General features: G+C 50.8%; 21 protein-coding genes. 14 read left to right on the plus strand and 7 right to left on the minus strand.

All coding sequences use genetic code 11. The annotated features are described in order from the left end of the window. Positions 1–42: 42 nt before the first annotated feature. The 7 genes from arcD (at position 43) to AB1E22_RS06785 (ending at position 4929) form a co-directional block, all read left to right on the plus strand. A complete protein-coding gene (gene arcD / locus AB1E22_RS06755) occupies positions 43–1512 on the plus strand; it encodes an arginine-ornithine antiporter (RefSeq protein WP_367594655.1) in 1470 nt (489 codons plus the stop codon). Positions 1513–1668: 156 nt separating this feature from the next. Then, entirely contained in the window at positions 1669–2148 is a 480-nt protein-coding gene (locus AB1E22_RS06760; RefSeq protein ID WP_367594656.1) for an arginine repressor, read from the plus strand. A gap of 112 nt (positions 2149–2260) precedes the next feature. Then, on the plus strand, positions 2261–2365 hold the full coding sequence (locus AB1E22_RS06765) for a pyrBI operon leader peptide (RefSeq protein WP_367594657.1): 105 nt from the start codon (positions 2261–2263) through the stop codon (positions 2363–2365). 42 nt (positions 2366–2407) lie between these two features. Then, positions 2408–3340: an aspartate carbamoyltransferase gene (gene pyrB, locus AB1E22_RS06770; protein WP_367594658.1), complete on the plus strand. Its 933-nt coding sequence runs from the start codon at positions 2408–2410 to the stop codon at positions 3338–3340. A gap of 17 nt (positions 3341–3357) precedes the next feature. Continuing rightward, a complete protein-coding gene (pyrI, locus tag AB1E22_RS06775; protein ID WP_367594659.1) occupies positions 3358–3819 on the plus strand; it encodes an aspartate carbamoyltransferase regulatory subunit in 462 nt (153 codons plus the stop codon). Between the two features lie 204 nt (positions 3820–4023). Continuing rightward, on the plus strand, positions 4024–4410 hold the full coding sequence (gene ridA, locus AB1E22_RS06780; protein WP_367594660.1) for a 2-iminobutanoate/2-iminopropanoate deaminase: 387 nt from the start codon (positions 4024–4026) through the stop codon (positions 4408–4410). A gap of 369 nt (positions 4411–4779) precedes the next feature. Continuing rightward, on the plus strand, positions 4780–4929 hold the full coding sequence (locus AB1E22_RS06785) for a Hok/Gef family protein (RefSeq protein WP_367594661.1): 150 nt from the start codon (positions 4780–4782) through the stop codon (positions 4927–4929). A 137-nt stretch (positions 4930–5066) separates the two neighbouring features. On the opposite strand, the gene mgtA is transcribed toward AB1E22_RS06785, so the two are convergent. Continuing rightward, positions 5067–7778, minus strand: coding sequence for a magnesium-translocating P-type ATPase (gene mgtA, locus AB1E22_RS06790; RefSeq protein WP_367597345.1), 2712 nt, complete (start codon positions 7776–7778; stop codon positions 5067–5069). A gap of 370 nt (positions 7779–8148) precedes the next feature. On the opposite strand from mgtA, the gene treR reads away from it, so the two are divergent. From treR to treC, 3 genes are all read left to right on the plus strand, one after another. Continuing rightward, the gene (treR, locus tag AB1E22_RS06795) at positions 8149–9096 is read left to right on the plus strand and encodes a trehalose operon repressor TreR (protein ID WP_367594662.1); all 948 of its coding nucleotides are present in this window, start codon (positions 8149–8151) and stop codon (positions 9094–9096) included. Positions 9097–9218: 122 nt separating this feature from the next. After that, on the plus strand, positions 9219–10637 hold the full coding sequence (treB, locus tag AB1E22_RS06800; RefSeq protein ID WP_367594663.1) for a PTS trehalose transporter subunit IIBC: 1419 nt from the start codon (positions 9219–9221) through the stop codon (positions 10635–10637). A 129-nt stretch (positions 10638–10766) separates the two neighbouring features. After that, entirely contained in the window at positions 10767–12422 is a 1656-nt protein-coding gene (gene treC / locus AB1E22_RS06805; RefSeq protein ID WP_367594664.1) for an alpha,alpha-phosphotrehalase, read from the plus strand. Between the two features lie 330 nt (positions 12423–12752). Here the strand turns inward: treC and AB1E22_RS06810 are convergent, their stop codons facing one another. Genes AB1E22_RS06810 through tssI form a run of 3 tightly spaced genes read right to left on the minus strand, consistent with a single transcriptional unit; the run spans position 12753 to position 16627 of the window. Continuing rightward, positions 12753–13304, minus strand: a complete 552-nt coding sequence (locus AB1E22_RS06810) for a hypothetical protein (RefSeq protein ID WP_367594665.1) — start codon at positions 13302–13304, stop codon at positions 12753–12755. Continuing rightward, entirely contained in the window at positions 13279–14268 is a 990-nt protein-coding gene (locus tag AB1E22_RS06815) for a hypothetical protein (RefSeq protein WP_367594666.1), read from the minus strand. Before AB1E22_RS06815 ends, AB1E22_RS06810 begins: the two co-directional genes overlap by 26 nt. 16 nt (positions 14269–14284) lie before the next feature. Then, positions 14285–16627 (minus strand): type VI secretion system Vgr family protein, encoded by a 2343-nt coding sequence (tssI, locus tag AB1E22_RS06820; RefSeq protein ID WP_367594667.1) that lies wholly within the window; start codon positions 16625–16627, stop codon positions 14285–14287. 564 nt (positions 16628–17191) lie between these two features. Here tssI and nrdD point away from each other — a divergent pair. Continuing rightward, positions 17192–19345, plus strand: coding sequence for an anaerobic ribonucleoside-triphosphate reductase (gene nrdD, locus AB1E22_RS06825; protein WP_367594668.1), 2154 nt, complete (start codon positions 17192–17194; stop codon positions 19343–19345). A gap of 107 nt (positions 19346–19452) precedes the next feature. Beyond that, positions 19453–19917, plus strand: coding sequence for an anaerobic ribonucleoside-triphosphate reductase-activating protein (nrdG, locus tag AB1E22_RS06830; RefSeq protein WP_367594669.1), 465 nt, complete (start codon positions 19453–19455; stop codon positions 19915–19917). Between the two features lie 19 nt (positions 19918–19936). Here the strand turns inward: nrdG and AB1E22_RS06835 are convergent, their stop codons facing one another. Next, positions 19937–20980 (minus strand): permease, encoded by a 1044-nt coding sequence (locus AB1E22_RS06835; protein WP_367594670.1) that lies wholly within the window; start codon positions 20978–20980, stop codon positions 19937–19939. A gap of 87 nt (positions 20981–21067) precedes the next feature. Continuing rightward, a complete protein-coding gene (locus tag AB1E22_RS06840) occupies positions 21068–21721 on the minus strand; it encodes an NAD-dependent epimerase/dehydratase family protein (RefSeq protein ID WP_367594671.1) in 654 nt (217 codons plus the stop codon). Positions 21722–21822: 101 nt separating this feature from the next. On the opposite strand from AB1E22_RS06840, the gene AB1E22_RS06845 reads away from it, so the two are divergent. After that, on the plus strand, positions 21823–22341 hold the full coding sequence (locus AB1E22_RS06845) for a type 1 glutamine amidotransferase domain-containing protein (RefSeq protein WP_367594672.1): 519 nt from the start codon (positions 21823–21825) through the stop codon (positions 22339–22341). On the opposite strand, the gene AB1E22_RS06850 is transcribed toward AB1E22_RS06845, so the two are convergent. Next, positions 22338–22766 carry a YhbP family protein gene (locus tag AB1E22_RS06850; protein WP_367594673.1) on the minus strand — a complete coding sequence of 143 codons (429 nt, stop codon included), beginning with the start codon at positions 22764–22766 and terminating at the stop codon, positions 22338–22340. The two genes, AB1E22_RS06845 and AB1E22_RS06850, sit on opposite strands and share 4 nt — an antisense overlap. Positions 22767–22819: 53 nt before the next feature. Between AB1E22_RS06850 and AB1E22_RS06855 the strand changes: the two genes are divergently transcribed. After that, the gene (locus tag AB1E22_RS06855) at positions 22820–23104 is read left to right on the plus strand and encodes a GIY-YIG nuclease family protein (protein WP_367594674.1); all 285 of its coding nucleotides are present in this window, start codon (positions 22820–22822) and stop codon (positions 23102–23104) included. The last annotated feature ends 26 nt before the right edge of the window (positions 23105–23130 follow it).

Below are 23130 nucleotides of genomic sequence, written 5' to 3' on the forward strand. Positions count from 1 at the left end.
TCTGTGCATTCATGCTGCATCCCACAGCAAGAGGAAAGGAAAATGGCCGATGCTACCCACGGAGATGTCACTGCGACATCCACAACAAAAGAGACAAAATTAGGGCTTAGCGCGCTGGTTGCGCTGGTTATTGGTTCAATGATTGGCGGCGGCGTATTTAGCCTGCCGCAAAACTTTGGCTCCGTCGCCTCACCGGGCGCGTTACTCATTGGTTGGGTAATTACCGGAGTCGGAATGTTATGTCTTGCCTTTATCTATCAAAATCTTAGCTCACGCTGCCCGGAACTTGAAGGTGGAGTCTACAGTTACGCTCGCGCGGGATTCGGCGATTTCATTGGCTTCCAGTCTGCCTGGGGCTACTGGTTCTCCGCCTGGCTGGGCAACGTTTCTTATGCAGTATTACTGTTCAGTGCAATGAGCTTTTTCATTCCGGTATTTGGCGACGGAAACAACCTGCCGTCGATAATCGGTGCATCCGTCGTGCTGTGGCTGGTGCATGCGCTGGTCTTACGTGGAGTGCGTGAAGCGGCTTACATCAACACCATTCTTACCGTCGTCAAAGTCGTTATCCTGCTGGTGTTTATCGTTGCGGTATTAATCGCCTTTAAGATCGGCGTATTCACCGCTGATTTCTGGGGCCGCATGATGATCGTCAACGGCCAGGAACCGGCGCTGTTCGATCAGGTGAAAAATACCATGCTGGTGACCACCTGGGTGTTTATCGGTATAGAAGGGGCGACGGTCGTTTCTGCCCGCGCCGCAAAACGCAGTGATATTGGTAAAGCGACGGTGATTGGATTGCTGGGCGCACTGGCGATTTATGTGCTGGTTAGCGTACTGTCGATGGGGATTTTGGATCAGGCATCACTTGCGGGTTTGAGAAACCCTTCTATGGCAGGTGTACTGGAAAATGTGGTTGGGCCGTGGGGGGCTAAATTTGTCGCTGGGGGCGTAATTCTTTCGGTCGCAGGTGCCCTGCTCGCCTGGACATTATTTGCCGCAGAATTACCGCGCGTTGCGGCAAAAGACGGTATCTTCCCGAAAATCTTCGCCAGAGAAAACGCCAGGCATTCCCCTTCATTCTCTCTGTGGATAACCAACGGTTTAATCCAGTTATTCCTCATCCTCACTCTGTTCTATGAAGCAGGTTATCAGGCGCTGTTTTCCATCGCGACGGCGGCAATTCTGCCACCGTACCTGTTCAGCGCCGCGTATGGGCTGAAACTTGCCTGGACCGGTGAACGTTACGCCGCAGGGGAATCACGTACCGGCGGAATTCTTCTCGGCATCATTGCCACGGTGTATGGCTTCTGGCTCTGCTACGCCGCCGGTGACTCGATGCTACTGAGTTCGCTGTTATTCACCCCTGGGATCCTGGTTTTCCTGTGGCAGAAAAAACAGCAGGGGCAATCAATGCTGAAAAGTTATGAATGGGCCATCGTGGCAGCAATACTGTTGCTCGCGGCCTGGACGTTGAAGCTGGTTGTTTCCGGTGCCATACAGATTACTTGATAAGCCTAACGCCTCGAAAGGGGCGTTAAATTCTTTAAAGCTCACAATCAGCAACATTTTTTATTGGTGGGATAGGGAAAATCTGATCAATGGAACAGTTTAAATTTATAAGCGGCGTAAATTAATCACGTTAAAAATCAAGGAAGGGTGAACACAATGAGCATTTCTCACGCTCCGTCCGAGAAAGATCACAACCAGCTTACGCTCTGCCAAAGACTCATTGTCCATAAGAGCTACCACTCACAAGAAGAGTTGCGCCGCGATATGCAGCTCCATGGCTTTGAGAACATCAGCCAGTCAACCGTCTCCCGGCTCCTGAAGTTGCTTGGCGTGATCAAAATCCGCAACGCCAAAGGGCAAAAAATTTATGCATTAAATCCGCAATCTCAACCCGAACCGGATGCCGCACGCTCGGTGGCGGAAATGGTGATTAGCGTCGAACATAATGCCGAATTTATTATGATTCACTCGGTTGCAGGATACGGACGTGCCGTAGCAAGAATTCTTGATTATCGCGCCCTGCCAGAGATTTTAGGCGTAGTGGCAGGCAGCAGCATCGTGTGGATTGCTCCGCGTGAGGTGCAGAAAACGGCGCAGGTTCACCGCCGAATTATGCAAACGCTTGGCTTGCATTAGCCACGGATAATTATTCACGGCAACCGATTGCTTTTAGATAAACCATGTGAATTTATCGCTTGAAGTGTCCTTTTACACGCGTATAATGCGCCACAATTTGCCGGGAGGAAGCATGGTCCAGTGTGTTCAAAAAAATGTCACACCACGTCGTCTGAAAGACGGCGCGAACCTGTTTTTCTTTCCGTTGCTTCAATCAATTCCAAAGGCCCCTCATTGAGGGGCTTTTTTTTTGCCCGACGCCCGAGAACAGGAGATAAACATGGCTAACCCGCTATATCAAAAACATATCATTTCCATAAACGATCTCAGTCGTGAAGAGCTTGAACTGGTGTTATCTACCGCGGCAAAACTGAAAGCCACTCCGCAACCTGAGCTGCTGAAACATATCGTTGTGGCGAGTTGTTTTTTTGAAGCCTCCACGCGCACGCGCCTCTCTTTTGAAACCGCAATTCACCGCCTGGGCGCGTCCGTCGTCGGTTTCTCAGACAGCAGCAACACCTCGCTGGGCAAAAAAGGCGAAACGCTGGCAGATACCATTTCGGTGATCAGCACTTACGTCGATGCCATCGTAATGCGCCATCCGCAAGAAGGAGCTGCACGCCTGGCGACTGAGTTTTCTGGCAACGTGCCGGTGCTGAATGCCGGTGACGGTGCAAACCAGCATCCAACGCAAACGTTGCTAGATTTGTTCACGATTCAGGAAACCCAGGGGCGTCTGGAAAACTTGAATATCGCCATGGTCGGCGACCTGAAATATGGCCGCACCGTGCATTCGCTGGCGCAGGCGCTGGCGAAATTTGAAGGCAACCGCTTCTACTTTATTGCGCCAAACGCGCTGGCAATGCCGAAGTACATTCTCGATATGCTCGATGAGAAGGGCATCGTCTGGAGTTGCCACGAAGCTATCGACGATGTAGTCGGCGAGCTGGATATTCTCTACATGACTCGCGTACAGAAAGAGCGTCTCGACCCATCGGAATACGCTAATGTGAAGGCTCAGTTTGTGCTGCGCGCGGCGGATCTTGAAGACGCCCGCGAGAACATGAAAGTGCTGCACCCGCTGCCACGCGTTGATGAAATTACCACTGATGTGGATAAAACACCGTACGCCTGGTATTTCCAGCAGGCGGGCAACGGCATTTATGCCCGCCAGGCCCTGCTGGCATTAGTTTTGAATCCTGAACTGGTTTGAGTGAGAGGAAGATAAAGATGACACACGACAACAAATTACAAGTTGAAGCGATCAAACGCGGTACGGTTATCGATCATATTCCTGCTCAGGTGGGCTTTAAGCTGCTAACCCTGTTCCAACTGACTGAAACCGACCAGCGCATCACCATCGGCCTGAACTTGCCTTCACGCGAGCAAGGCCGTAAAGACCTGATCAAAATCGAAAATACTTTCCTGACCGATGAGCAAGTCAACCAGCTGGCCTTGTATGCCCCGCACGCCACCGTCAACCGTATTGATGAATATGAAGTGGTGGGTAAAAGCAAACCGAGCCTGCCTTCACGCATCGACAAAGTGCTGGTTTGCCCAAATACCAACTGCATCAGCCGCAGCGAGCCGGTGCACTCTTCATTTGCGGTGAAAAAGCGCGACGAAAATATCAGCCTGAAATGCAAATATTGTGAGAAGGAGTTCGCACATCACGTGGTGCTGGCGGATTAATCATTGCCGCTAAAGCTCTCGTCCCTATAATGGGCGGGAGCTTTTTCACTGTACTCGAATTATACCCTTTAGATTTCGAGTTGCAGGTAGGCGGCAAGGGAGCTTATCCCCAGGAGCTTACTTTAGTAAGTGACTGGGGTAAGTGAGTGCAGCCAACACCCCTGCAGCTTGAAAGATGAGGGGTATCTTATATAAGGAAGAAACATGTCTCGCATTATCAGCACCGAAAACGCCCCAGCAGCCATCGGCCCCTATGTTCAGGGCGTAGATCTTGGCAGCATGATTATCACTTCCGGTCAGATTCCGGTTGACCCGAAAACAGGCAGCGTGCCGGAAGACGTAGCGGCGCAAGCCCGCCAGTCTCTGGAAAACGTACAAGCAATTGTTGAAGCGGCTGGCCTGAAAGTGGGCGATATCGTTAAAACGACCGTTTTCGTTAAAGATCTGAACGATTTTGCGACAGTGAATGCGACTTACGAAGCCTTCTTTAATGAGCATAAAGCCACTTTCCCAGCGCGTTCTTGCGTGGAAGTGGCTCGTCTGCCAAAAGACGTAAAAATTGAAATCGAAGCGATTGCCGTTCGCCGCTAAGTTTTGCTGAATAAAAAGAGCTAATTCTGTAAAGAACTGGCTCTTTTTTTATCTTAAAAAAATATTCGAACAGACTAAAACTGCTTTCAGTTATTAATCGAACCACTATTAATTAGTGCAAAAATATAAAAAGACATTCAATAATAATTAAGCATTAGTCTGTGGTAAGTTTTTAAAATAGTATTAGCGCGGGTGCTGAAGCCATTAACCTTCAGCATAAAATCACTTCATTACAAGTCTTGCTGTGGGTTGTGTTGCAGGTTATTTGGTAGAGGTCCCATCCCCTAAACTAGCGGATGGGGAACTACCAAAACACCCCAGACAGGTGCAATGGTAGTTCTTCTGAAGCATAACTTCAAGCGAAGGACTATGAAAAAAGCATTGAAGCTTTATGGTTTATTAATAGTTTGCTTAACAATTATCACTATTACTTTTCTGATTCAGGATTCGCTATGCGAATTTTTCTTTATCAACAAGGATGTGATGATATTCAGTAAACTTTCCTGCGCACGCAGTTAATAATCCATTGGGGGAGTTCGCTCCCCCTGCTTTAATGGAGTGTGATGGTAACAGCACCCTTTTAAATATAGCTGCCTAAGCAGCCATATTTATTACTGGTTTATTTAACGCTTGCTCGTGAGAGGGCAAGATGCAGATTACTGCCAGCCGTAACGGCGGCTATAGAACCCTTTCATGCACTGAGTCAACGTCATATAGCCCGCAAGAATCGCAATCAGCCACGGGAAGTAGCTTAGCGGCAGCGCCTGAAGTTGCAGATAACTTGCCAATGGTGAAAACGGCAGAGCAATCCCGATCACCATCACCACCAGCGTCATCAACATTAACGGCCAGGCCGCGCGGCTCTGAATGAATGGGATGCGACGGGTACGAATCATATGCACAATCAGTGTTTGCGATAGCAACCCCACCACGAACCAGCCGGACTGGAACAGGGTTTGCGCTTCCGGCACGTTAGCCTTGAACACCCACCACATCACGCAGAACGTCAGAATATCGAAGATGGAACTGATCGGCCCGAAGAACACCATAAAGCGCCCTAAATCCGCCGGATTCCAGCGCTGTGGTTTCTTGATCTGCTCGTCATCAACGTTATCGAAAGGAATCGCTACCTGGGAGACATCGTACAGCAGGTTCTGAATCAATAAGTGCAGCGGTAACATCGGCAAGAACGGCAGGAAGGCGCTGGCCACCAGCACGCTGAATACGTTACCGAAGTTAGAGCTGGCGGTCATTTTGATGTATTTCAGCATATTGGCGAAAGTGCGACGACCTTCAATGACGCCCTCTTCCAGCACCATCAGGCTTTTTTCCAGCAGGATGATGTCGGCCGCTTCACGCGCAATATCCACCGCGCCATCAACGGAAATCCCAATGTCTGCCGCACGCAATGCTGGCGCGTCATTAATGCCATCGCCCATAAAGCCGACCACATGCCCTTCGCCGCGCAGCAGGCGCACGATGCGCTCTTTGTGCATTGGCGTGAGGCGGGCAAACAGCGTGGTACGCAGAGCCAGTTTCGCGAGGTCTTCGTCGTTCATCTTCTCAATGTCGCTCCCGATAACCAGATCGCCCACATCCAGCCCCACTTCGCGACACACTTTCGCTGCCACGAGCTCGCTGTCGCCGGTGAGGATCTTAACGGTAATGCCACTCTCTTTGAGCGCTTTCAACGCAGGCGCGGTAGATTCTTTCGGTGGATCGAGGAAGGCGATGTAACCTTCGAGGATCAGATCCGATTCGTCGATACGGCCATAATCTTCGCTGCGTGCAGGCAGACATTTGGTTGCCACCGCCACCACGCGCAAGCCCTGGCGGTTCAGATCGTCGGTAACGCGGCGAATACGCGCCAACAGTGAATCGCTGAGCGGCACAATTTCGTCGCCATAACGAACCTGCGTACAAACATTCAGGATCTCTTGCAACGCACCTTTGCAGATCAACTGGTGAACATCGGGTTGCTCGGAAACCACCACCGACATACGGCGGCGTTCAAAGTCGAATGGGATCTCATCCACTTTTTGCCAGCGCGCAACTGCATTACGCGCATGATCTTCTTCAACCCCTTCCAGCACCGCCACATCCAGCAAGTTTTTCAGCCCCGTCTGGTAATGGCTGTTAAGCCAGGCTGTGTGCAGAACATGGTTGCTGACCGCCCCGAGAATATCGGTGTGGGTTTCCAGCACAATGCGATCCTGCGTCAGCGTGCCGGTTTTATCGGTGCACAAAATATCCATCGCGCCGAAGTTTTGAATCGCATCGAGGTGTTTGACGATCACTTTCTGTTTGGAAAGTTTCACCGCGCCACGTGCAAGCGTTGAGGTGACAATCATCGGCAGCATTTCAGGCGTTAAACCCACGGCGACAGAGAGCGAGAACAGCGCCGCTTCCCACCAGTCGCCTTTGGTGAAACCGTTAATCAGCAGCACGACGGGGGTCATCACCAGCATGAAGCGGATAAGCACCCAGCTCACGCGGCTGATGCCTTTCTGGAACGCATTGGGTTCGCTTTCTTGCTGAGTGACGCGCCCGGCCAGTTGCCCAAACCAGGTGTTGCCGCCGGTTGCGATAATCATTGCCAGCGCCGTACCGCTGACCACGTTAGTACCCATAAAGCACAGCGTGTCGCATTCCAGCGGGTTGTTATGCGACATATCGCGGCTGACCGCGACTTTCTCAACCGGGAGAGATTCCCCTGTAAGCGACGCCTGGCCGACAAAAAGATCGCGCGCCTGCAACACGCGCAGATCGGCAGGAATCATGTCGCCCGCTGCCAGTTTGACGATATCACCCGGCACCAGTTGATCGAGTGGGATTTCCACAAACGCACTTTCACCGCTTTCGTTGATGACGCGCAGCACGGTTGCGGTGTTACTGACCATCGCTTTTAACGTATCCGCCGCTTTCGTGGATCGCGCTTCCTGAATGAAATTCAGCATTGTGGCGATCGCCACCATCAGTGCGATGACGCCCGCAGCAAAGAGATCTTCGGTTGAGTAAGAAACAATCCCAAGAATGGTCAGCAAAATGTTGAAAGGGTTGCGGTAACACGTCCACAAATGCACCCACCACGGCGACGGTTTCTGCGCCGGGATTTGGTTCGTGCCATGCAGCTCAAGCGCATTCTCAACTTCCCGGGCGTTTAACCCTTCCGGGTGGCTCTGGAAATCGCGATAAAGCTGCTCTTCGGAAGCGGCGGCATATTTCAGGCAAGCTTCACTCAGCGAGGCCGGAACCTCCTGGGCATGAGCAATGGTATGGTCATCCGGCATCAGGTCGCGCTGGATCAGGCGGCGTGGCAGGTGGCGGCTCAGTTGTGCAAACAACTGCCGGGTCAGATTTTTAAACAGCATAGTCGTCCCTTAGCACCGCGTAATGCGGCACCTGGTAGCATGCAGGCGCGGCTAATCCTTGCCTTGCAGGCCAAATTTTTTCATCAGCAGGGACATCTGTGAAAAGTACGATCGACGCCGCTGCCTTACGCTATCCGGTAAGGCAGCCACGTCTTATGAAGAAGGGATGATTACCGGATGATTTGTGTGATTACAGTTTCAGGACTGGGATCGGGTTCCATGTCGCCTCCGGTTAAAAGAAAATATGTCTACGGGCACAGTCTACGCCCACAAAACTAAACCTGATGTAAACCAGATTTTTTCCATTGTGGTATCGTTGGCGGGTCTTACTCTATTAAGAAATTGATTGCAGGGAAGAACCATCGATATGCAAAGCCGCCTCACGATAAAAGATATCGCACGTTTAAGCGGTGTCGGTAAGTCCACCGTCTCTCGCGTTCTTAATAATGAAAGCGGGGTCAGCGCGCGCACGCGTGAACGCGTGGAAGCGGTAATGCAGCAAGAAGGTTTCTCCCCTTCCCGTTCGGCGCGTGCGATGCGTGGCCAGAGCGATAAAGTGGTCGCCATTATTGTGACGCGTCTGGATTCGCTTTCGGAAAATCTGGCGGTGCAAACTCTGCTGCCCTCGCTTTATGAGCAAGGCTACGATCCCATCATGATGGAAAGCCAGTTCTCTCCCGATTTGGTCGAGGAGCATCTTGGCGTGCTGCGGCGTCGTCATATCGACGGTGTGATTTTGTTTGGTTTTACCGGCATTCCTGAGAAAATTTTACAGCCGTGGCAATCAACGTTGGTTTTGATGGCGCGAGACGCCAAAGGATTTGCCTCGGTCTGTTATGACGACGAAGGGGCGATTAATCTCCTGATGTCACGCCTGTACGAGCAAGGCCACCGCCATATTAGCTTCCTGGGCGTTCCTCATAGCGATATCACCACCGGCTATCGCCGACATCAGGCGTATCTCGCTTTTTGCAAAGCCCATGATTTGACGCCAAATTTCGTTCTTCCGGGTCTGGCGATGAAGCAAGGCTACGATCATGTTGAAGAAGTACTGACTCCGCAAACCAGCGCCCTGTTGTGTGCGACCGATACCCTCGCCCTGGGCGCCAGTAAGTATTTGCAGGAAAAGCAAATCACCACGCTTCAACTGGCAAGCGTAGGCAGCACACCGCTGATGAAATTTCTCCATCCAGAAATTATCACCGTCGATCCTGGCTATGCAGAAGCCGGGCGCCAGGCCGCGCGGCAGTTGATCGGCCAAATTACGCAGTCCTGCGATCTTCGCCAAATAGTGATCCCTGGTTCGTTGCTATAGCCGCCCTTTGTTCACAGTTTATTGTGATCGTCGCCCTGTTTCGGGAACGTTCCCGTTTTCATGAAAAAGATTAAAAGATAACCTTGCACGCAGCTAACCCCTCACTCCTTCGGAACATCAAAATGGCCAAAGTGAAACAACAGGATATAAACAGGCTGATAGACCTGGTCGGCGGAAGAGCCAACATAGCCACCGTGAGCCACTGTATTACCCGGCTGCGTTTTGTATTGAATAACCCCGCGGCGGCGTCCCCAAAAGAGATCGAAGAACTGCCGATGGTCAAAGGCTGCTTCACTAATGCCGGGCAGTTTCAGGTGGTGATTGGCCCTGAAGTGGGTGATTACTATCAGGCGTTGATCGCCGCCACGGGACATAGCTCAGCGGATAAAGAACAGGCCAAACTGGCCGCGCGCCAGAACATGAAATGGCACGAACAATTGATTTCCCACTTCGCGGAGATCTTCTTCCCTCTGTTACCTGCGTTGATCAGCGGCGGTTTAATTTTAGGCTTCCGTAATGTGATCGGCGATTTGCCGATGAGCAATGGCCAGACGCTTGCGCAGATGCATCCCTCTTTGCAATCCATCTACGACTTCCTGTGGTTGATTGGCGAGGCGATATTCTTCTATCTGCCGGTCGGTATTTGCTGGTCCGCCGTGCGAAAAATGGGTGGGACGCCTATCCTTGGGATTGTGCTTGGCGTCACGCTCGTCTCACCACAACTGATGAATGCTTATGAATTGGGTAGCAAAATTCCAGAAGTGTGGAACTTTGGCTGGTTCACTATCGAAAAAGTGGGTTACCAGGCGCAGGTGATCCCCGCGTTGTTAGCGGGCCTGGCTCTTGGCTTTATTGAGACGCGTCTGAAACGCATTGTGCCGGATTACCTCTATCTTGTAATTGTGCCTGTGTGTTCGCTGATTCTGGCGGTATTCCTGGCGCACGCGTTTATCGGCCCGTTTGGGCGCTGGATTGGTGACGGTGTGGCATTTGCAGTTCGCCACTTGATGACTGGAAGTTTTGCCCCTGTCGGCGCAGCGCTTTTTGGTTTCCTGTACGCACCGCTGGTGATTACCGGTGTGCATCAGACCACTCTCGCCATCGACATGCAGATGATTCAGAGCATGGGCGGAACACCTGTATGGCCGCTGATTGCACTCTCTAACATCGCTCAGGCATCCGCGGTTGTCGGCATCATTATTTGCAGCCGTAAACATAACGAACGTGAGATTTCAGTTCCGGCGGCGATCTCCGCGTACCTCGGAGTGACCGAACCGGCGATGTACGGTATCAACCTGAAATATCGCTTCCCGATGCTATGCGCGATGATTGGCTCGGGTCTTGCGGGCTTGCTGTGCGGCCTGAGCGGCGTGATGGCGAACGGCATTGGCGTCGGCGGCTTGCCGGGCATTCTGTCCATTCAGCCGCGTTACTGGGAAGTTTATTCCCTCGCCATTCTGATTGCAGTGGTGATTCCGATTGTGCTGACCAGCGTGATGTATAAGCGCAAATACCGTCAGGGCACATTGTTAGTAGTGTAGTCAGTTCGCAATCGGTGGTGGATGACGCTAACGCTTATCCACCCTACAACGGCTTTTCGTAGGTCGGATAAGCGTTAGCGTCATCCGACAATAGAGGTCACATTGGCCTCAATGGTTTAGGAATGATTTATGAATACAACTCCTCCATGGTGGCAGCATGGTGTCATCTACCAGATCTACCCGAAGAGTTTTCAGGACACGACCGGCAATGGCACCGGAGATCTGATTGGCGTAATCAAGCGCCTCGACTACCTCAAACTGCTGGGCGTGGATGCTATCTGGCTAACGCCGTTTTACGTCTCCCCGCAGGTGGATAACGGTTATGACGTGGCGAACTACTGCGCCATCGACCCCACCTACGGCACGCTGGATGACTTCGACCTGTTGGTCGCCGAGGCCCACGAGCGCGGCATCCGCATCATTCTGGATATGGTGTTTAACCATACTTCCACCCAACACGCCTGGTTCCACGAAGCGCTGAATAAAGAGAGCTCGTTCCGCGAATTTTATATCTGGCGCGACGGCACGCCGGACATTCTGCCCAACAACTGGCGTTCCAAATTTGGCGGCAACGCCTGGCGCTGGCATGCGGAAAGCGGCCAGTATTATCTTCACCTGTTTGCGCCTGAGCAGGCAGATCTCAACTGGGAAAATCCGCAGGTTCGCGCTGAACTGAAAAAAGTGTGCGAGTTCTGGGCCGATCGCGGCGTGGACGGTTTGCGTCTTGATGTCATCAACTTAATCTCCAAAGATCAGGATTTCCCGAGCGATATTGAAGGCGGTGACGGGCGTCGTTTCTACACCGATGGGCCACGCATTCATGAATATCTGCAAGAGTTCAGCCGCGATGTGTTTATCCCGCGCGGGTTAATGACCGTTGGCGAAATGTCGTCAACCACGCTGGATAATTGCCAGCAATATGCGGCGTTAAATAGCAATGAATTGTCGATGACGTTCAACTTCCACCATCTGAAAGTGGATTATCCCGGCGGGCAAAAATGGACGCTGGCGGCGCCTGATTACGTAGCGCTGAAAGCGATTTTCAGCCACTGGCAGCAAGGCATGCACAACGTGGCGTGGAATGCGCTGTTCTGGTGTAACCACGATCAGCCCCGCATCGCGTCGCGCTTTGGTGATGAAGGTGAGCTGCGTGTTCCTGCGGCGAAAATGCTGGCGATGGTGCTGCATGGTATGCAGGGCACGCCCTACATTTATCAGGGCGAAGAGCTGGGAATGACCAATCCACACTTCAAACGCATCATCGATTACCGCGATGTGGAAAGCCACAATATGTATGCTGAACTGCGCGCCCAAGGGCGGGATAGCGACAATCTGTTGGCGATCCTCGCCAGTAAATCCCGTGATAACAGCCGCACGCCAATGCAGTGGGACGATGGGGAAAACGCCGGTTTCACCAAAGGTACGCCGTGGATAAACCTGTGTGATAACTACCAGACCATTAACGCTCGTGCGGCGGTGGATGACCCGGATTCCGTATTTTACGCCTACCAGCGGCTGATAAAATTGCGCAAAGCGAACCCAGTGTTCACCTGGGGTAACTATCAGGATCTGCTCCCGGAACATCCGTATTTGTGGTGCTATCGCCGTGAATGGCAAGGGCAAACGCTGGTGGTTGCCGCGAACCTCAGCCGTGACAACCAGTGGTGGGTTCCGGAAGCCTTTGAAGGTGAATGGGATGTGCTGATGAAGAACTACGCTGATGCAGCGGGTAAACCCGGTGAGATGAGCTTACGCCCATTTGAAGCGGTTTATTGGTTGCAGTAAAATAGTTATATTTCCAAAATAATGGGAATCATCGCCTGGCTGCACTCGGGGAAACGAATGCAGCCAACGCAAATACAGTTTTTATTACGCAACCGCGCAATATACAATTTATATTTAATTCAAATGCTTGTTAATTTTTTCACATGCCAGAGTACCGTCAGGCAACTGAGTGGTAACATCAACAATTGAATAAAGATAAATCATTTTCAGAAAGCAGTGGCGGCTTTAAAATGATTATAATTAGGATATATTCTCCACAATATAACCTCACCATTAAAACGCCCCTCAAAAATGAGTTTTGTTTATCACCCATTAACAATACGCTCATATTCATTCTGAGTAAACTTCTAACCCATTAATAGAGTAAAATGTTTTTGATATGCTACTACCTCTTTCATCTTTTTTTAAAAACCACTCAATGCTGAATCCTGATTTATTCCATTTAAAAGAACTATAGTCTTTATCGTCATTTGAAAAACCTGATTCAAGACTAGCCATAGAAAAACTTTTTTTACAACTGCCAGCTAAAACCTTGCCAATAACATCGACCTTATGGTCATATATTTTATATATATACAACCATAATTCAAAACCTGCCCCACAAAATCCTTCTGGTTTCTCCAGATTCGAATGCTTATTATAAAAAATGGCAAGGTAAGTGTAACCATCGATCTTGTTTAAATTATCAACGATAGACCAATCATCAGCATCCTCAACTAATGGTATAGAGAGTTTTTTATTATCATGAGTTAAAACAAATAATTTATTACCTTCAACAAGAGTCGAATAATCTTCACTTGCAATAGTAGAAATAGATGTTATTTGCAATAATATTAAAAGAACCAGCTTTAATTTTTTATTCATCAAGGATGTGATCAGCATAACATATACCTGTATAACGCCAAGGATGTTCATCATTTTGCCCAGCGGTTCCTGATGGATAATTTTCATTATCGCGTTCATGTAACTCGCCTTCTGTTCTATTTGTATTTTCAGGATTATTCATATCCCAACCTATATTCCCTGTATGAGTATCACATAGAATATTATTTCTCCTAACCCACTGCAACTGCACTTGATCCCATACATAATAAGAGCCTCCATTCCATCGACTAAACGTTTCATGTTGTAATTGATCTTCTGTATAGCTTCGACCATGCGCGCTGAGGTAATTTTCTGCCTCTTGTCTCTTTTGCCGATATAGAGTTGCTCCACCAAGTATATTTTCTTTCCAACTCCAAACTTGGGTATATGTGGGAACAGGGTTTGTCATTTGTGTTATACCATATCCCTGGTCAAATGAAGTAATTGGTTGAGAGTCAAAATTAATAAAATGCTTCGCGGCAGTTTCTTGCTCAAGTAATTTATCAAAGCCTGAAAGCCCCTCCTCCCCATTAATAAAGGTTGTTATATCTTCTAAGTCAGGATTTTGCCCTATTATTGATACCCTCCTTTCAATTTCAACATTCCCAATTTTAACTTTAACAGTAAGCTCTCCCCCTATAGTTTCTTCGCCAAAGTCGACGTTCCATATTTTTTCTGCTGAAGAAAAAGTCCCATTCTTCGAAAAAGTTTTCAATACCTTTCCATTCCTGGATCTTTCTCTTAGTCCACTAGCTTTGGCATCCCATTTAATAGACCACGTCCACTGATATGGTCCAGATTGATCAGTCCTGAATTCAAATATAATCTCAGGTAAAGTTGCATCCTTTTTTATGCTATAAACAGTGTTTTCGCTTGGATTAACCCACGATGTTTGAGCTTGTGCAGATACGACTCTCACAATACTTCCTGGAGTATCATTAGTCCGAGCAGCATTCACAATCCCCTGTCTTTGTACAGGCATAATTTACAACCTCATTTTAAATTAAATAGCTAATTGATAAATGCTCGGGCTCTTCAGTATATATCCTAATAGTAAATCCGTTTTCATCCGTTATTCCCTCCCACGTCTGACCTGAAGCACTTGTAATTTTATATGAGATATTACTTAATACCTTTTTACATAATTCGTCAAAAATTTGGAATTGTTCATTAAATGTATTTCCATTATTATTTGACTCATTCAGCCAACCTAAATTTTTATTTTCTTCAGAAATACCACTATCTACGTTACCGTTGACATAATCACCACTCTTGCGTGATACATCCTCAACGCCCAGCGCACTCAGTATCACCGGCTGCAGTGTCGGGACCAGTGTCCCCGGAGTGCCGCCGCCGCTGAGGTTGATTTTCGGCCCCGTGATATCGATACCCGCGGGGTGAATGACGATAAACGAGCCGCCCGCCTGCAGGGTGATTTTGCTGTGGCTTTTCAGGACAATATCGCCCTGAACGTCAATGCCCAGCGCCCCGGCAATCTTCTGCGCCAGGTCGTCCTTCACTTCCAGGCTGTATTTCCCTTTCACCAGGCTGACGTGGTCTCCGGTGGTGGTGTGCGCCTGCTTTCCTTTTACCGTGATTTTTCTGTCGTTCGCCACGTACAGCGCGTCATCGTGACCAACATTTTCTGTGCGGTCGTGTGCCACCCTCAGCGTCTGGTCATTACCGACGTTTGTCTGCCGGTCATGCGCGACGCTGAGGGTTGTGTCGTGTCCGGCGGCATTTTCTTTGCCCACCGTTACCGTCTGCCCCAGTGCGACGGTGATGCTCTGGTTGTTGCCGATGGTTTCGGTGTGGTCGGCTTTCACCTCCGTGTCACGGTTGTTCAGCACCACCGTCTTCATGTCCTTCTGGGCATGCATCGACAGCAGCTCCTGATTTGTCTCATCCTCGAACATCAGCTCGTTGTAGCCGCTGCCTTTGTAGGTCTGCGAGCGGATAGCCATCTGCGTTCGGGTGCCCGGCAGGTCGCCCGGGGCGCGGTTACCGGCGTGGTAGGTGCGCCCGGTGATAATCGGCTGGTCCGGGTCGCCGTTGAGAAAATCGACAATCACTTCCTGGCCGACGCGCGGGATGGCGATATTGCCGAATCCGGCGCCGGCCCACGCCTGCGAGACGCGTATCCAGCACGAGCTTTTCGCATCCGCCTGGTTGTAGCGGTCCCAGGCAAATTTCACCCGCACCCGCCCGTGCTCGTCGCAGAAGATTTCCTCCCCCGGCGGGCCGTCGACCCGCGGTTTGAGAGGCGGCTGTGAGCGCCAGGTCTGAACGGCGGGGATGACGCTGAAGCTGTTGGTGAGCGTGGTGCCCTGGCCTTCGCTGCCGGTGAGCGCCTGCGGCTGGCTGCCGGTTAACGTACAGGCCACCACCTGCCAGAGGTCGTTGAGGTCTGCGCGCGGGTGGTCCGTCAGGCTGAAGCAGCGCCCCGGCTGGAGCCGGGGTGAGTTGCTGGTGCCGGTGGCGTAGTCCACATCGCTGCGCCAGCCTTCCACCTGATATTTCGCAAAGTCTGCCCCGCGCTGTGCGTCCTTGAAGCGCCCCGGATAGTCAAAAATCTCATACACCGCCCGCTGGTTGGGCATCTCCGACGGGCGGTGATTAAACTGCCCGGGCCAGAGGGGGGCCTTAAAGGTGTAGTCCCGGGTGGTGACCTGCGCCGGGCGGATTTGCGCGCGGCGGCAGAAGCTGTTGATGCAGTAGCGGCTGGATTCACTGGCACCGTTGGGGTTGTACGGCAGCGGGTCGAGTCTGCGCAGCACGCGGCTGTCATCGGCGAAGGTCAGTTTCTGCAGGTTGCGCTCCAGATATTCCTCCTCGCAGAAGAAAATCCCCTCTTCGGCGGCCAGCCGGGCGATGAAGTCGAAGTCGGTTTCCTGGTACTGGACGCAGAACTCACGGAAAGGGTGCGGACGGCGGAACAGGGCGTCGTGGGTGAGCACACCCGTCTCCTTGAGCAGCGTCTGAAAGATGGCGCGGATATCGACATTCTGGAAGCTGCGGCAGTTCTGCCGCTGGGAGCTGCGCCAGAGCTCCGGGCGCATGGTTATGTGATACAGCGTCTGGTGTCTGCCGGTGTTGCCCTGCTCGCAGAAGGTCACGATACCGCGCAGGCGGCGCTTAATCTCCTCGCCCTGCCAGATAATCAGCGTCCCCCCCTGGTCGAGGACTTTACGGAATTCCAGGGCCGGGTTGCTGCTGGCGAGGGTCAGCTCAAGGCGAAACAGGGAGGAGAGGGACTGGGTGAGCTGAAAGTCCACCACGGCGAAGGTGTCATCCGGGGTCCGCCCGGCGGTAAAGGTAAAGCGGGTGCCGTCACTGGCCATGGTGTTATTCCTTTCCTGTCCGTGGATGTATTGACCAGAATTAACAGCTACCACTTAATTATAATTCAGATAAATACAATAAAATCAATTATATACAAACGTATCGTAGCGAGGGGACTAAATAAGAAATGTGATTAACCTCACGCAATGAAAAGTAAGAAAACCTACAAAGTGAATACAGAGATAACAAAAAGCTTCAAAAGTGGTACCCGAGAATCTGGCGAAATATGTTCTAGCTCACAAGCTGGCGACTATTTCTTCGAAAAAACTCTACGTTAAATTAGCTTCCCCCTATCCCCCCTGTGCTGTTCAAAATACTTTGTTCTGCGTCAATAAAATTACAAACATCTTTGATGCAAAGCACTACATATAGACCTTAAAATGCACCCCGACCCAATATGTTGTATTCATCCGCTACTATAACCATACAGCCCACAGCATAACGCTGGGGATTAACTGTGGATAAATTGGGCCGAAATCCGGAAGCCTTTGTCAATACTCACCAATATCAGCTTCTAGGCTGTGACATCCCTTTGTGGATAACCTTTTTAAAATGGAGAAATCATGACACCGCATGTGATGAAAAGAGACGGGTGCAAAGTACCTTTCACTTCAGAGCGCATTAAAGAAGCTATTCTTCGTGCAGCTAAAGCAGCGGGAGTCGATGACGCAGACTATTGCGCCACCGTCGCAGATATTGTGCGCGCTCAAATGGAAGGCCGCAGCCAGGTTGATATCGGTGAGATTCAGACCGCCGTTGAAAACCAACTGATGGCGGGCGACTACAAGCAACTGGCACGCGCTTATATCGAATATCGCCATGACCGCGATATTGAGCGTGAAAAACGTGGCCGTCTGAACCAGGAAATTCGGGGTCTGGTTGAACAAACCAACTCGGCTTTGCTTAACGAAAACGCGAATAAAGACAGCAAAGTTATTCCTACTCAGCGTGACCTGTTAGCCGGTATCGTGGCAAAACATTATGCTTCACAACACCTGTTGCCGCGTGATGTAGTCCTGGCACATGAACGGGGTGATATTCACTATCACGACCTCGATTACTCACCATTCTTCCCGATGTTTAACTGCATGCTTATCGATCTTAAAGGCATGCTGACGCACGGCTTTAAGATGGGTAATGCGGAAATTGAACCGCCAAAATCTATCTCTACGGCTACTGCGGTAACCGCGCAAATCATTGCCCAGGTTGCCAGCCACATTTATGGCGGCACCACCATCAACCGTATCGATGAAGTGTTGGCCCCGTTTGTTACCGCAAGCTTCGATAAGCACCGCGAAACAGCCGAAGAGTGGCAGATCCCAGACGCCGAAAATTATGCGCTTTCTCGCACCGAGAAAGAGTGCTACGACGCCTTCCAGTCTCTGGAGTATGAAGTGAACACGCTGCATACCGCCAACGGGCAGACGCCGTTTGTAACCTTCGGTTTTGGCCTGGGAACCAGCTGGGAATCGCGTCTGATTCAGACTTCTATTCTGCGTAATCGCATCGCGGGCCTGGGTAAAAACCGTAAAACGGCAGTGTTCCCGAAACTGGTCTTCGCTATTAAAGATGGTCTGAACCACAAAGCGGGCGATGCAAACTATGACATCAAACAACTTGCTCTAGAGTGCGCCAGCAAACGCATGTACCCGGACATTCTGAATTACGATCAGGTTGTGAAAGTGACCGGCTCGTTTAAAACGCCAATGGGCTGCCGAAGCTTCCTGGGCGTGTGGGAAAATGAGCAAGGCGAACAGGTCCACGATGGCCGTAACAACCTCGGTGTTATCAGCCTCAACCTGCCGCGCATCGCGTTGGAAGCTAAAGGCGATGAAGCCACTTTCTGGACGCTGCTCGATAGCCGTCTGGAACTCGCCCGCAAAGCGCTGATGACACGTATCGCCCGTCTGGAAGGCGTAAAAGCCCGCGTAGCGCCAATCCTGTATATGGAAGGAGCATGCGGTGTGCGCCTGAAAGCTGACGACGACGTTTCTGAGATCTTCAAAAATGGTCGTGCGTCGATTTCTCTGGGCTACATCGGCATCCACGAAACCGTGAATGCGCTATTTGGCAATCAACACGTTTATGACAGTGCAGAGCTGCGTGCAAAAGCAGTGGCGATTGTTGAGCGTCTGCGCCATGCAACTGACCGCTGGAAAGACGAAACTGGCTACGGTTTCAGCCTGTACAGTACACCAAGCGAAAACCTGTGCGACCGTTTCTGCCGCCTTGATACCGCTGAATTTGGCGTGGTGCCGGGCGTTACCGACAAAGGATACTACACCAACAGCTTCCACTTAGACGTTGAGAAAAAAGTTAACCCGTACGACAAAATCGATTTCGAAGCGCCGTATCCACCAGTGGCGAACGGCGGTTTCATCTGTTACGGCGAATACCCGAACATTCAGCACAATCTGCAGGCGCTGGAAGATGTCTGGGATTACAGCTACAAACATGTTCCGTATTACGGGACTAACACTCCTATCGACGAGTGTTACGAGTGTGGCTTTACCGGTGAGTTCGAATGTACCAGCAAAGGCTTCACTTGCCCGAAATGTGGCAACCACGACGCCGCGCGCGTTTCCGTAACTCGCCGTGTATGTGGCTACCTCGGAAGCCCGGATGCCCGTCCGTTTAACGCCGGTAAGCAAGAAGAAGTGAAGCGTCGCGTGAAGCATTTGGGTAACGGGCAGATTGGCCTTTCGCAAAACAATTGACGTCAGAGCAAGGCGGCAAACGAAGAATCCCTGGGAGCTGACTAAAGTCAGTGACCAGGGTGATTGAGAGCAGCTAACGCAGCTATGATGGCAAGTGAGAAGCGAAAATGAATATCCATCAGTATTACCCGGTAGACATCGTGAATGGGCCGGGTACACGCTGCACGCTGTTTGTTTCCGGCTGCGTGCACGAATGCGAGGGGTGCTATAACAAAAGCACCTGGCGGGTAAATTCCGGTATCGCGTTCACGCAGGAAATGGAAGATCGAATCATTGCCGATCTGAACGATACGCGTATCCGCCGCCAGGGATTGTCGCTTTCGGGAGGCGATCCGCTTCATCCGCAAAACGTGCCGGACATTCTAAAGCTGGTGCAGCGGGTGCGGGCGGAATGCCCTGGAAAAGATATTTGGGTATGGACCGGCTACAAGCTGGATGAGTTAACATCTGAGCAGCGTGAAGTGGTTGATTTAATTAACGTGCTTATTGACGGCAAATTCGTTCAGGATTTGAAAGACCCGGCGCTTATCTGGCGCGGCAGCAGCAACCAGGTCGTACATCATTTGCGATAAAGCCCCGCCAGGGGCTTTTTTATATCAGCGCCAACGCACCAACAATCATCCCACTCAACGCAACTAAACCACCTGTTAGCCACAACGCTTTTGCGGGAAACGCTTTGTGCAACATAATCAATGACGGAAGGCTAACCGCAGGTAGCGTAATCAATAACGCCAAAGCCGGTGCCGTGCCCATTCCCGCCAGCATCATGGTTTGAATAATTGGGATTTCAGCGGCGGTTGGAATCACAAATAAGCAGCCCGCAATCGCCATCGCAATCACCCAAAATAGTGTGTTATCAACAGCGCCATCGGCGTGTGGGAAGAGCCACACTCGCGCAGCTCCCAGCACCAGAACAGCCAGGATATAAACCGGAATAGTGCTCCAGAACAGGTTCCACAGCGCTTTCATCCAGCGTTGCAGGAAATTCCCCTGCGTTTGTGGCGTTGCAACAGGTTGTGGAATATCGGTAGTTTGCGGCTGATCTTTTACCCAACGTTGCACCAGCGTCGCCACACCTAAAACCGTGACAATTCCCACTACTGCGCGAATTAAAACAAACTGCCAGCCGAGCACAAAACCCATAAACACCAGTGTTGCCGGGTTAAGTAACGGGTTGCCCAACCAAAACGCCAGCGCCCCGCCCATTGAAACAGACTGGCGGCGCATGCCTGCTGCAACCGGTGCTGCGCAACAGGTGCACATCATGCCTGGCAATGAGAAAAGGGTTCCGAATAATGTACCGCTAAAGCGCGGCTGACCTAGCGTGCGCAGCAGCCAGTTTTGTGGGATCAGCACCTGAATCAGTGAGCCTAAAAGCACGCCCAGAACTGCGGCTTTCCAGACCGCAAGGAAGTAGACCATGGCGTAATCCCACGCCGCTTTGAGTGGATTTATTTCTGACTGAGCGATTATCGATTTACCGATACTGTGCGTTTCGGCGGCGGTGAAGGCTTTACCGTAGTATGGCTGCCATTTCACTATCCACAAGCCCACAATGACGACCAGGAAAAAAAGAACGGGTTTCCACCAGGCGAAAGATTTCTCATCCGCCGGGAATGAAGGCTGAGTTTGCATTAACAATGACCCTGAGTTTGAAAATACGATTGGTATTATTATTGGAGCCATTAATAGTACGTTTGGAGTAGGGGTATTGAAAAGGCATTATGTCGGAATCGTCTTTTGAGCCGCTAATTCCCGCAGCTCGCGGGAGTCTAAAATAGCCACGCCTTCGTGTGACGGTGAAAGGGCTTCATGCAGCATTGCTTTTGCCACATCACGTGCTTCAATGGATTTCCATTTACCGGGCATAATTTTAAACAGAGGAGCAAAGAGCGATTCATTAAAGCGTTGCGATTCACGATGCCCAAGCAACATAGATGGGCGAGCAATCGTCAGGCGCGGCCAGTTCTGGGCTATTAGCGCCTCTTCCATTTCACCTTTTACCCGATTGTAAAAAAAGGGCGATTTGCTGTTCGCGCCAATCGCGCTGACCACCAGCATATGTTTTGCTCCCAGGCGTAAACCCGTTATCGCGGTATCCACTACCAGCGTGTAATCCGCCAGCACGAACGCTTCTTTACTTCCCGCTTCGCGCATCGTGGTTCCCAGGCAGCAAAAAACCGTATCTAACGGCTCGGTTAATTGTGTCAGAGCGTCACTCAGTTGTGGATCGTGAGGGTTTATAACTTTGTTCATCAGCGGCAGTGGACGCCGTGTCGCAGCAACAATATGGCTGACTTGCGGTTCACCAATCAGCATATGCAATAAGTGCCCGCCAATGAGACCTGTGGCTCCGGTTATTAATACTCGGTTCATAGAAACTCCTTATTCAGATGAATCTAAGTCTAGTCCTTTCGCTTGCAAAGTCTGCCTCGTGGTCCAGGCTTAATCACTGAAACCATAAAACCGGAGGAACTATGAGCAAGAAGATTGCAGTCTTGATCACTGACGAATTTGAGGATTCGGAATTTACCTCGCCTGCGGCCGAGTTTCGTAAAGCGGGTCATGAAGTGGTGACGATTGAAAAGCAGGCGGGAAAAACAGTTACCGGTAAAAAAGGTGAAGCGAAAGTCACTATCGATAAGGCGATTGATGAAGTCAGACCTGCCGATTTCGATGCACTTTTGCTACCTGGCGGCCATTCACCTGATAGCCTGCGCGGTGACGAACGCTTCGTGACGTTTACGCGCGATTTCGTGAACTCCGGCAAACCCGTGTTTGCTATTTGCCACGGCCCGCAGCTACTCATCAGCGCCGATGTGGTTCGTGGGCGTAAACTTACCGCAGTGAAACCTATCGTGATTGACGTTAAAAATGCCGGGGCCGACTTCTATGATAAAGAAGTGGTGGTGGATAAAGATCAGTTAGTCACCAGCCGGACACCGGACGATCTTCCCGCATTTAATCGCGAAGCGCTGCGTCTGTTAGGCCGTTAATTTTCCCGCAGCCAGTGCAGTTTTTTGCCAAAGCCGAGAGTGTTGTCTGTCATTTTCAGCTCGTCGAGCCGGATTTCCCATACGGGGGCAGACATCACTCGCGCCACAGGAAAGCGTTTGCAGTAACGGGGGCGAATGCTTGCCGCTTCTTCCTCTTCAACCAGTGTGATTTCCCCGCGAAACTGTACGCCACGGATTAACGCCACGGTTTTAGGCTGGCCGTTGACCGTTCCCGCGACTTGAGATTGCTTCCCGATGATTCCGCTGTGGCGAGTGTGAGTTTCGCTTAACAAATAAAAAGCTATGCGTTGTTCATCAAAAAGATAGAACGCATTTGCACACCATAAATCGCCATTATTGCCCGCGCAGTAAGTCAGTACATGCTGTTTGTTCAGCCAACGACTGATGGCATTGAGAGTTTCCATGTGCATCCTGAAGAGTGGTATTCTGCGGAAAACGTTAATTATGCGCCCGACCTATGTCTGCCTGGTATCTCTATTTAGTCCGCACTCTCGATAACCGTTTATATACCGGCATTACCACCGATGTGGCACGCCGCTTTGGTCAACACCAGTCTGGAAAAGGGGCGAAAGCCCTACGCGGAAAAGGTGAACTGAAGTTAGCCTTCAGCCATCTGGTGGGCGATCGCTCATCAGCCCTGCGCCTGGAATATCGTATAAAACGGCTGACTAAATTGCAGAAAGAGAGCCTTGTCGCGGGGCAACTATCTTTTGAAGATCTGATGGCAGATCTTCAAACATAAATTATCCCCAATAGATTTCGTGTTGC

The sequence above is a fragment of the Buttiauxella gaviniae genome, from assembly GCF_040786275.1.
Lineage (GTDB): Bacteria > Pseudomonadota > Gammaproteobacteria > Enterobacterales > Enterobacteriaceae > Buttiauxella > Buttiauxella gaviniae_A.

Excerpts from the sequence above, each read along its gene's own strand:
- AB1E22_RS06760 (WP_367594656.1), top strand. The coding sequence starts at position 1,669 with ATGAGCATTTCTCACGCTCCGTCCGAGAAAGATCACAACCAGCTTACG.
- treB (WP_367594663.1), top strand. The coding sequence starts at position 9,219 with ATGGCCAAAGTGAAACAACAGGATATAAACAGGCTGATAGACCTGGTC.
- AB1E22_RS06835 (WP_367594670.1), bottom strand. The coding sequence starts at position 20,980 with ATGCAAACTCAGCCTTCATTCCCGGCGGATGAGAAATCTTTCGCCTGG.
- AB1E22_RS06855 (WP_367594674.1), top strand. The coding sequence starts at position 22,820 with ATGTCTGCCTGGTATCTCTATTTAGTCCGCACTCTCGATAACCGTTTA.
- pyrI (WP_367594659.1), top strand. The coding sequence starts at position 3,358 with ATGACACACGACAACAAATTACAAGTTGAAGCGATCAAACGCGGTACG.
- AB1E22_RS06765 (WP_367594657.1), top strand. The coding sequence starts at position 2,261 with ATGGTCCAGTGTGTTCAAAAAAATGTCACACCACGTCGTCTGAAAGAC.
- AB1E22_RS06785 (WP_367594661.1), top strand. The coding sequence starts at position 4,780 with ATGAAAAAAGCATTGAAGCTTTATGGTTTATTAATAGTTTGCTTAACA.
- tssI (WP_367594667.1), bottom strand. The coding sequence starts at position 16,627 with ATGGCCAGTGACGGCACCCGCTTTACCTTTACCGCCGGGCGGACCCCG.
- AB1E22_RS06850 (WP_367594673.1), bottom strand. The coding sequence starts at position 22,766 with ATGGAAACTCTCAATGCCATCAGTCGTTGGCTGAACAAACAGCATGTA.
- treC (WP_367594664.1), top strand. The coding sequence starts at position 10,767 with ATGAATACAACTCCTCCATGGTGGCAGCATGGTGTCATCTACCAGATC.
- treR (WP_367594662.1), top strand. The coding sequence starts at position 8,149 with ATGCAAAGCCGCCTCACGATAAAAGATATCGCACGTTTAAGCGGTGTC.
- arcD (WP_367594655.1), top strand. The coding sequence starts at position 43 with ATGGCCGATGCTACCCACGGAGATGTCACTGCGACATCCACAACAAAA.
- AB1E22_RS06840 (WP_367594671.1), bottom strand. The coding sequence starts at position 21,721 with ATGAACCGAGTATTAATAACCGGAGCCACAGGTCTCATTGGCGGGCAC.
- AB1E22_RS06815 (WP_367594666.1), bottom strand. The coding sequence starts at position 14,268 with ATGCCTGTACAAAGACAGGGGATTGTGAATGCTGCTCGGACTAATGAT.
- AB1E22_RS06810 (WP_367594665.1), bottom strand. The coding sequence starts at position 13,304 with ATGCTGATCACATCCTTGATGAATAAAAAATTAAAGCTGGTTCTTTTA.
- nrdG (WP_367594669.1), top strand. The coding sequence starts at position 19,453 with ATGAATATCCATCAGTATTACCCGGTAGACATCGTGAATGGGCCGGGT.
- AB1E22_RS06845 (WP_367594672.1), top strand. The coding sequence starts at position 21,823 with ATGAGCAAGAAGATTGCAGTCTTGATCACTGACGAATTTGAGGATTCG.
- pyrB (WP_367594658.1), top strand. The coding sequence starts at position 2,408 with ATGGCTAACCCGCTATATCAAAAACATATCATTTCCATAAACGATCTC.
- nrdD (WP_367594668.1), top strand. The coding sequence starts at position 17,192 with ATGACACCGCATGTGATGAAAAGAGACGGGTGCAAAGTACCTTTCACT.
- ridA (WP_367594660.1), top strand. The coding sequence starts at position 4,024 with ATGTCTCGCATTATCAGCACCGAAAACGCCCCAGCAGCCATCGGCCCC.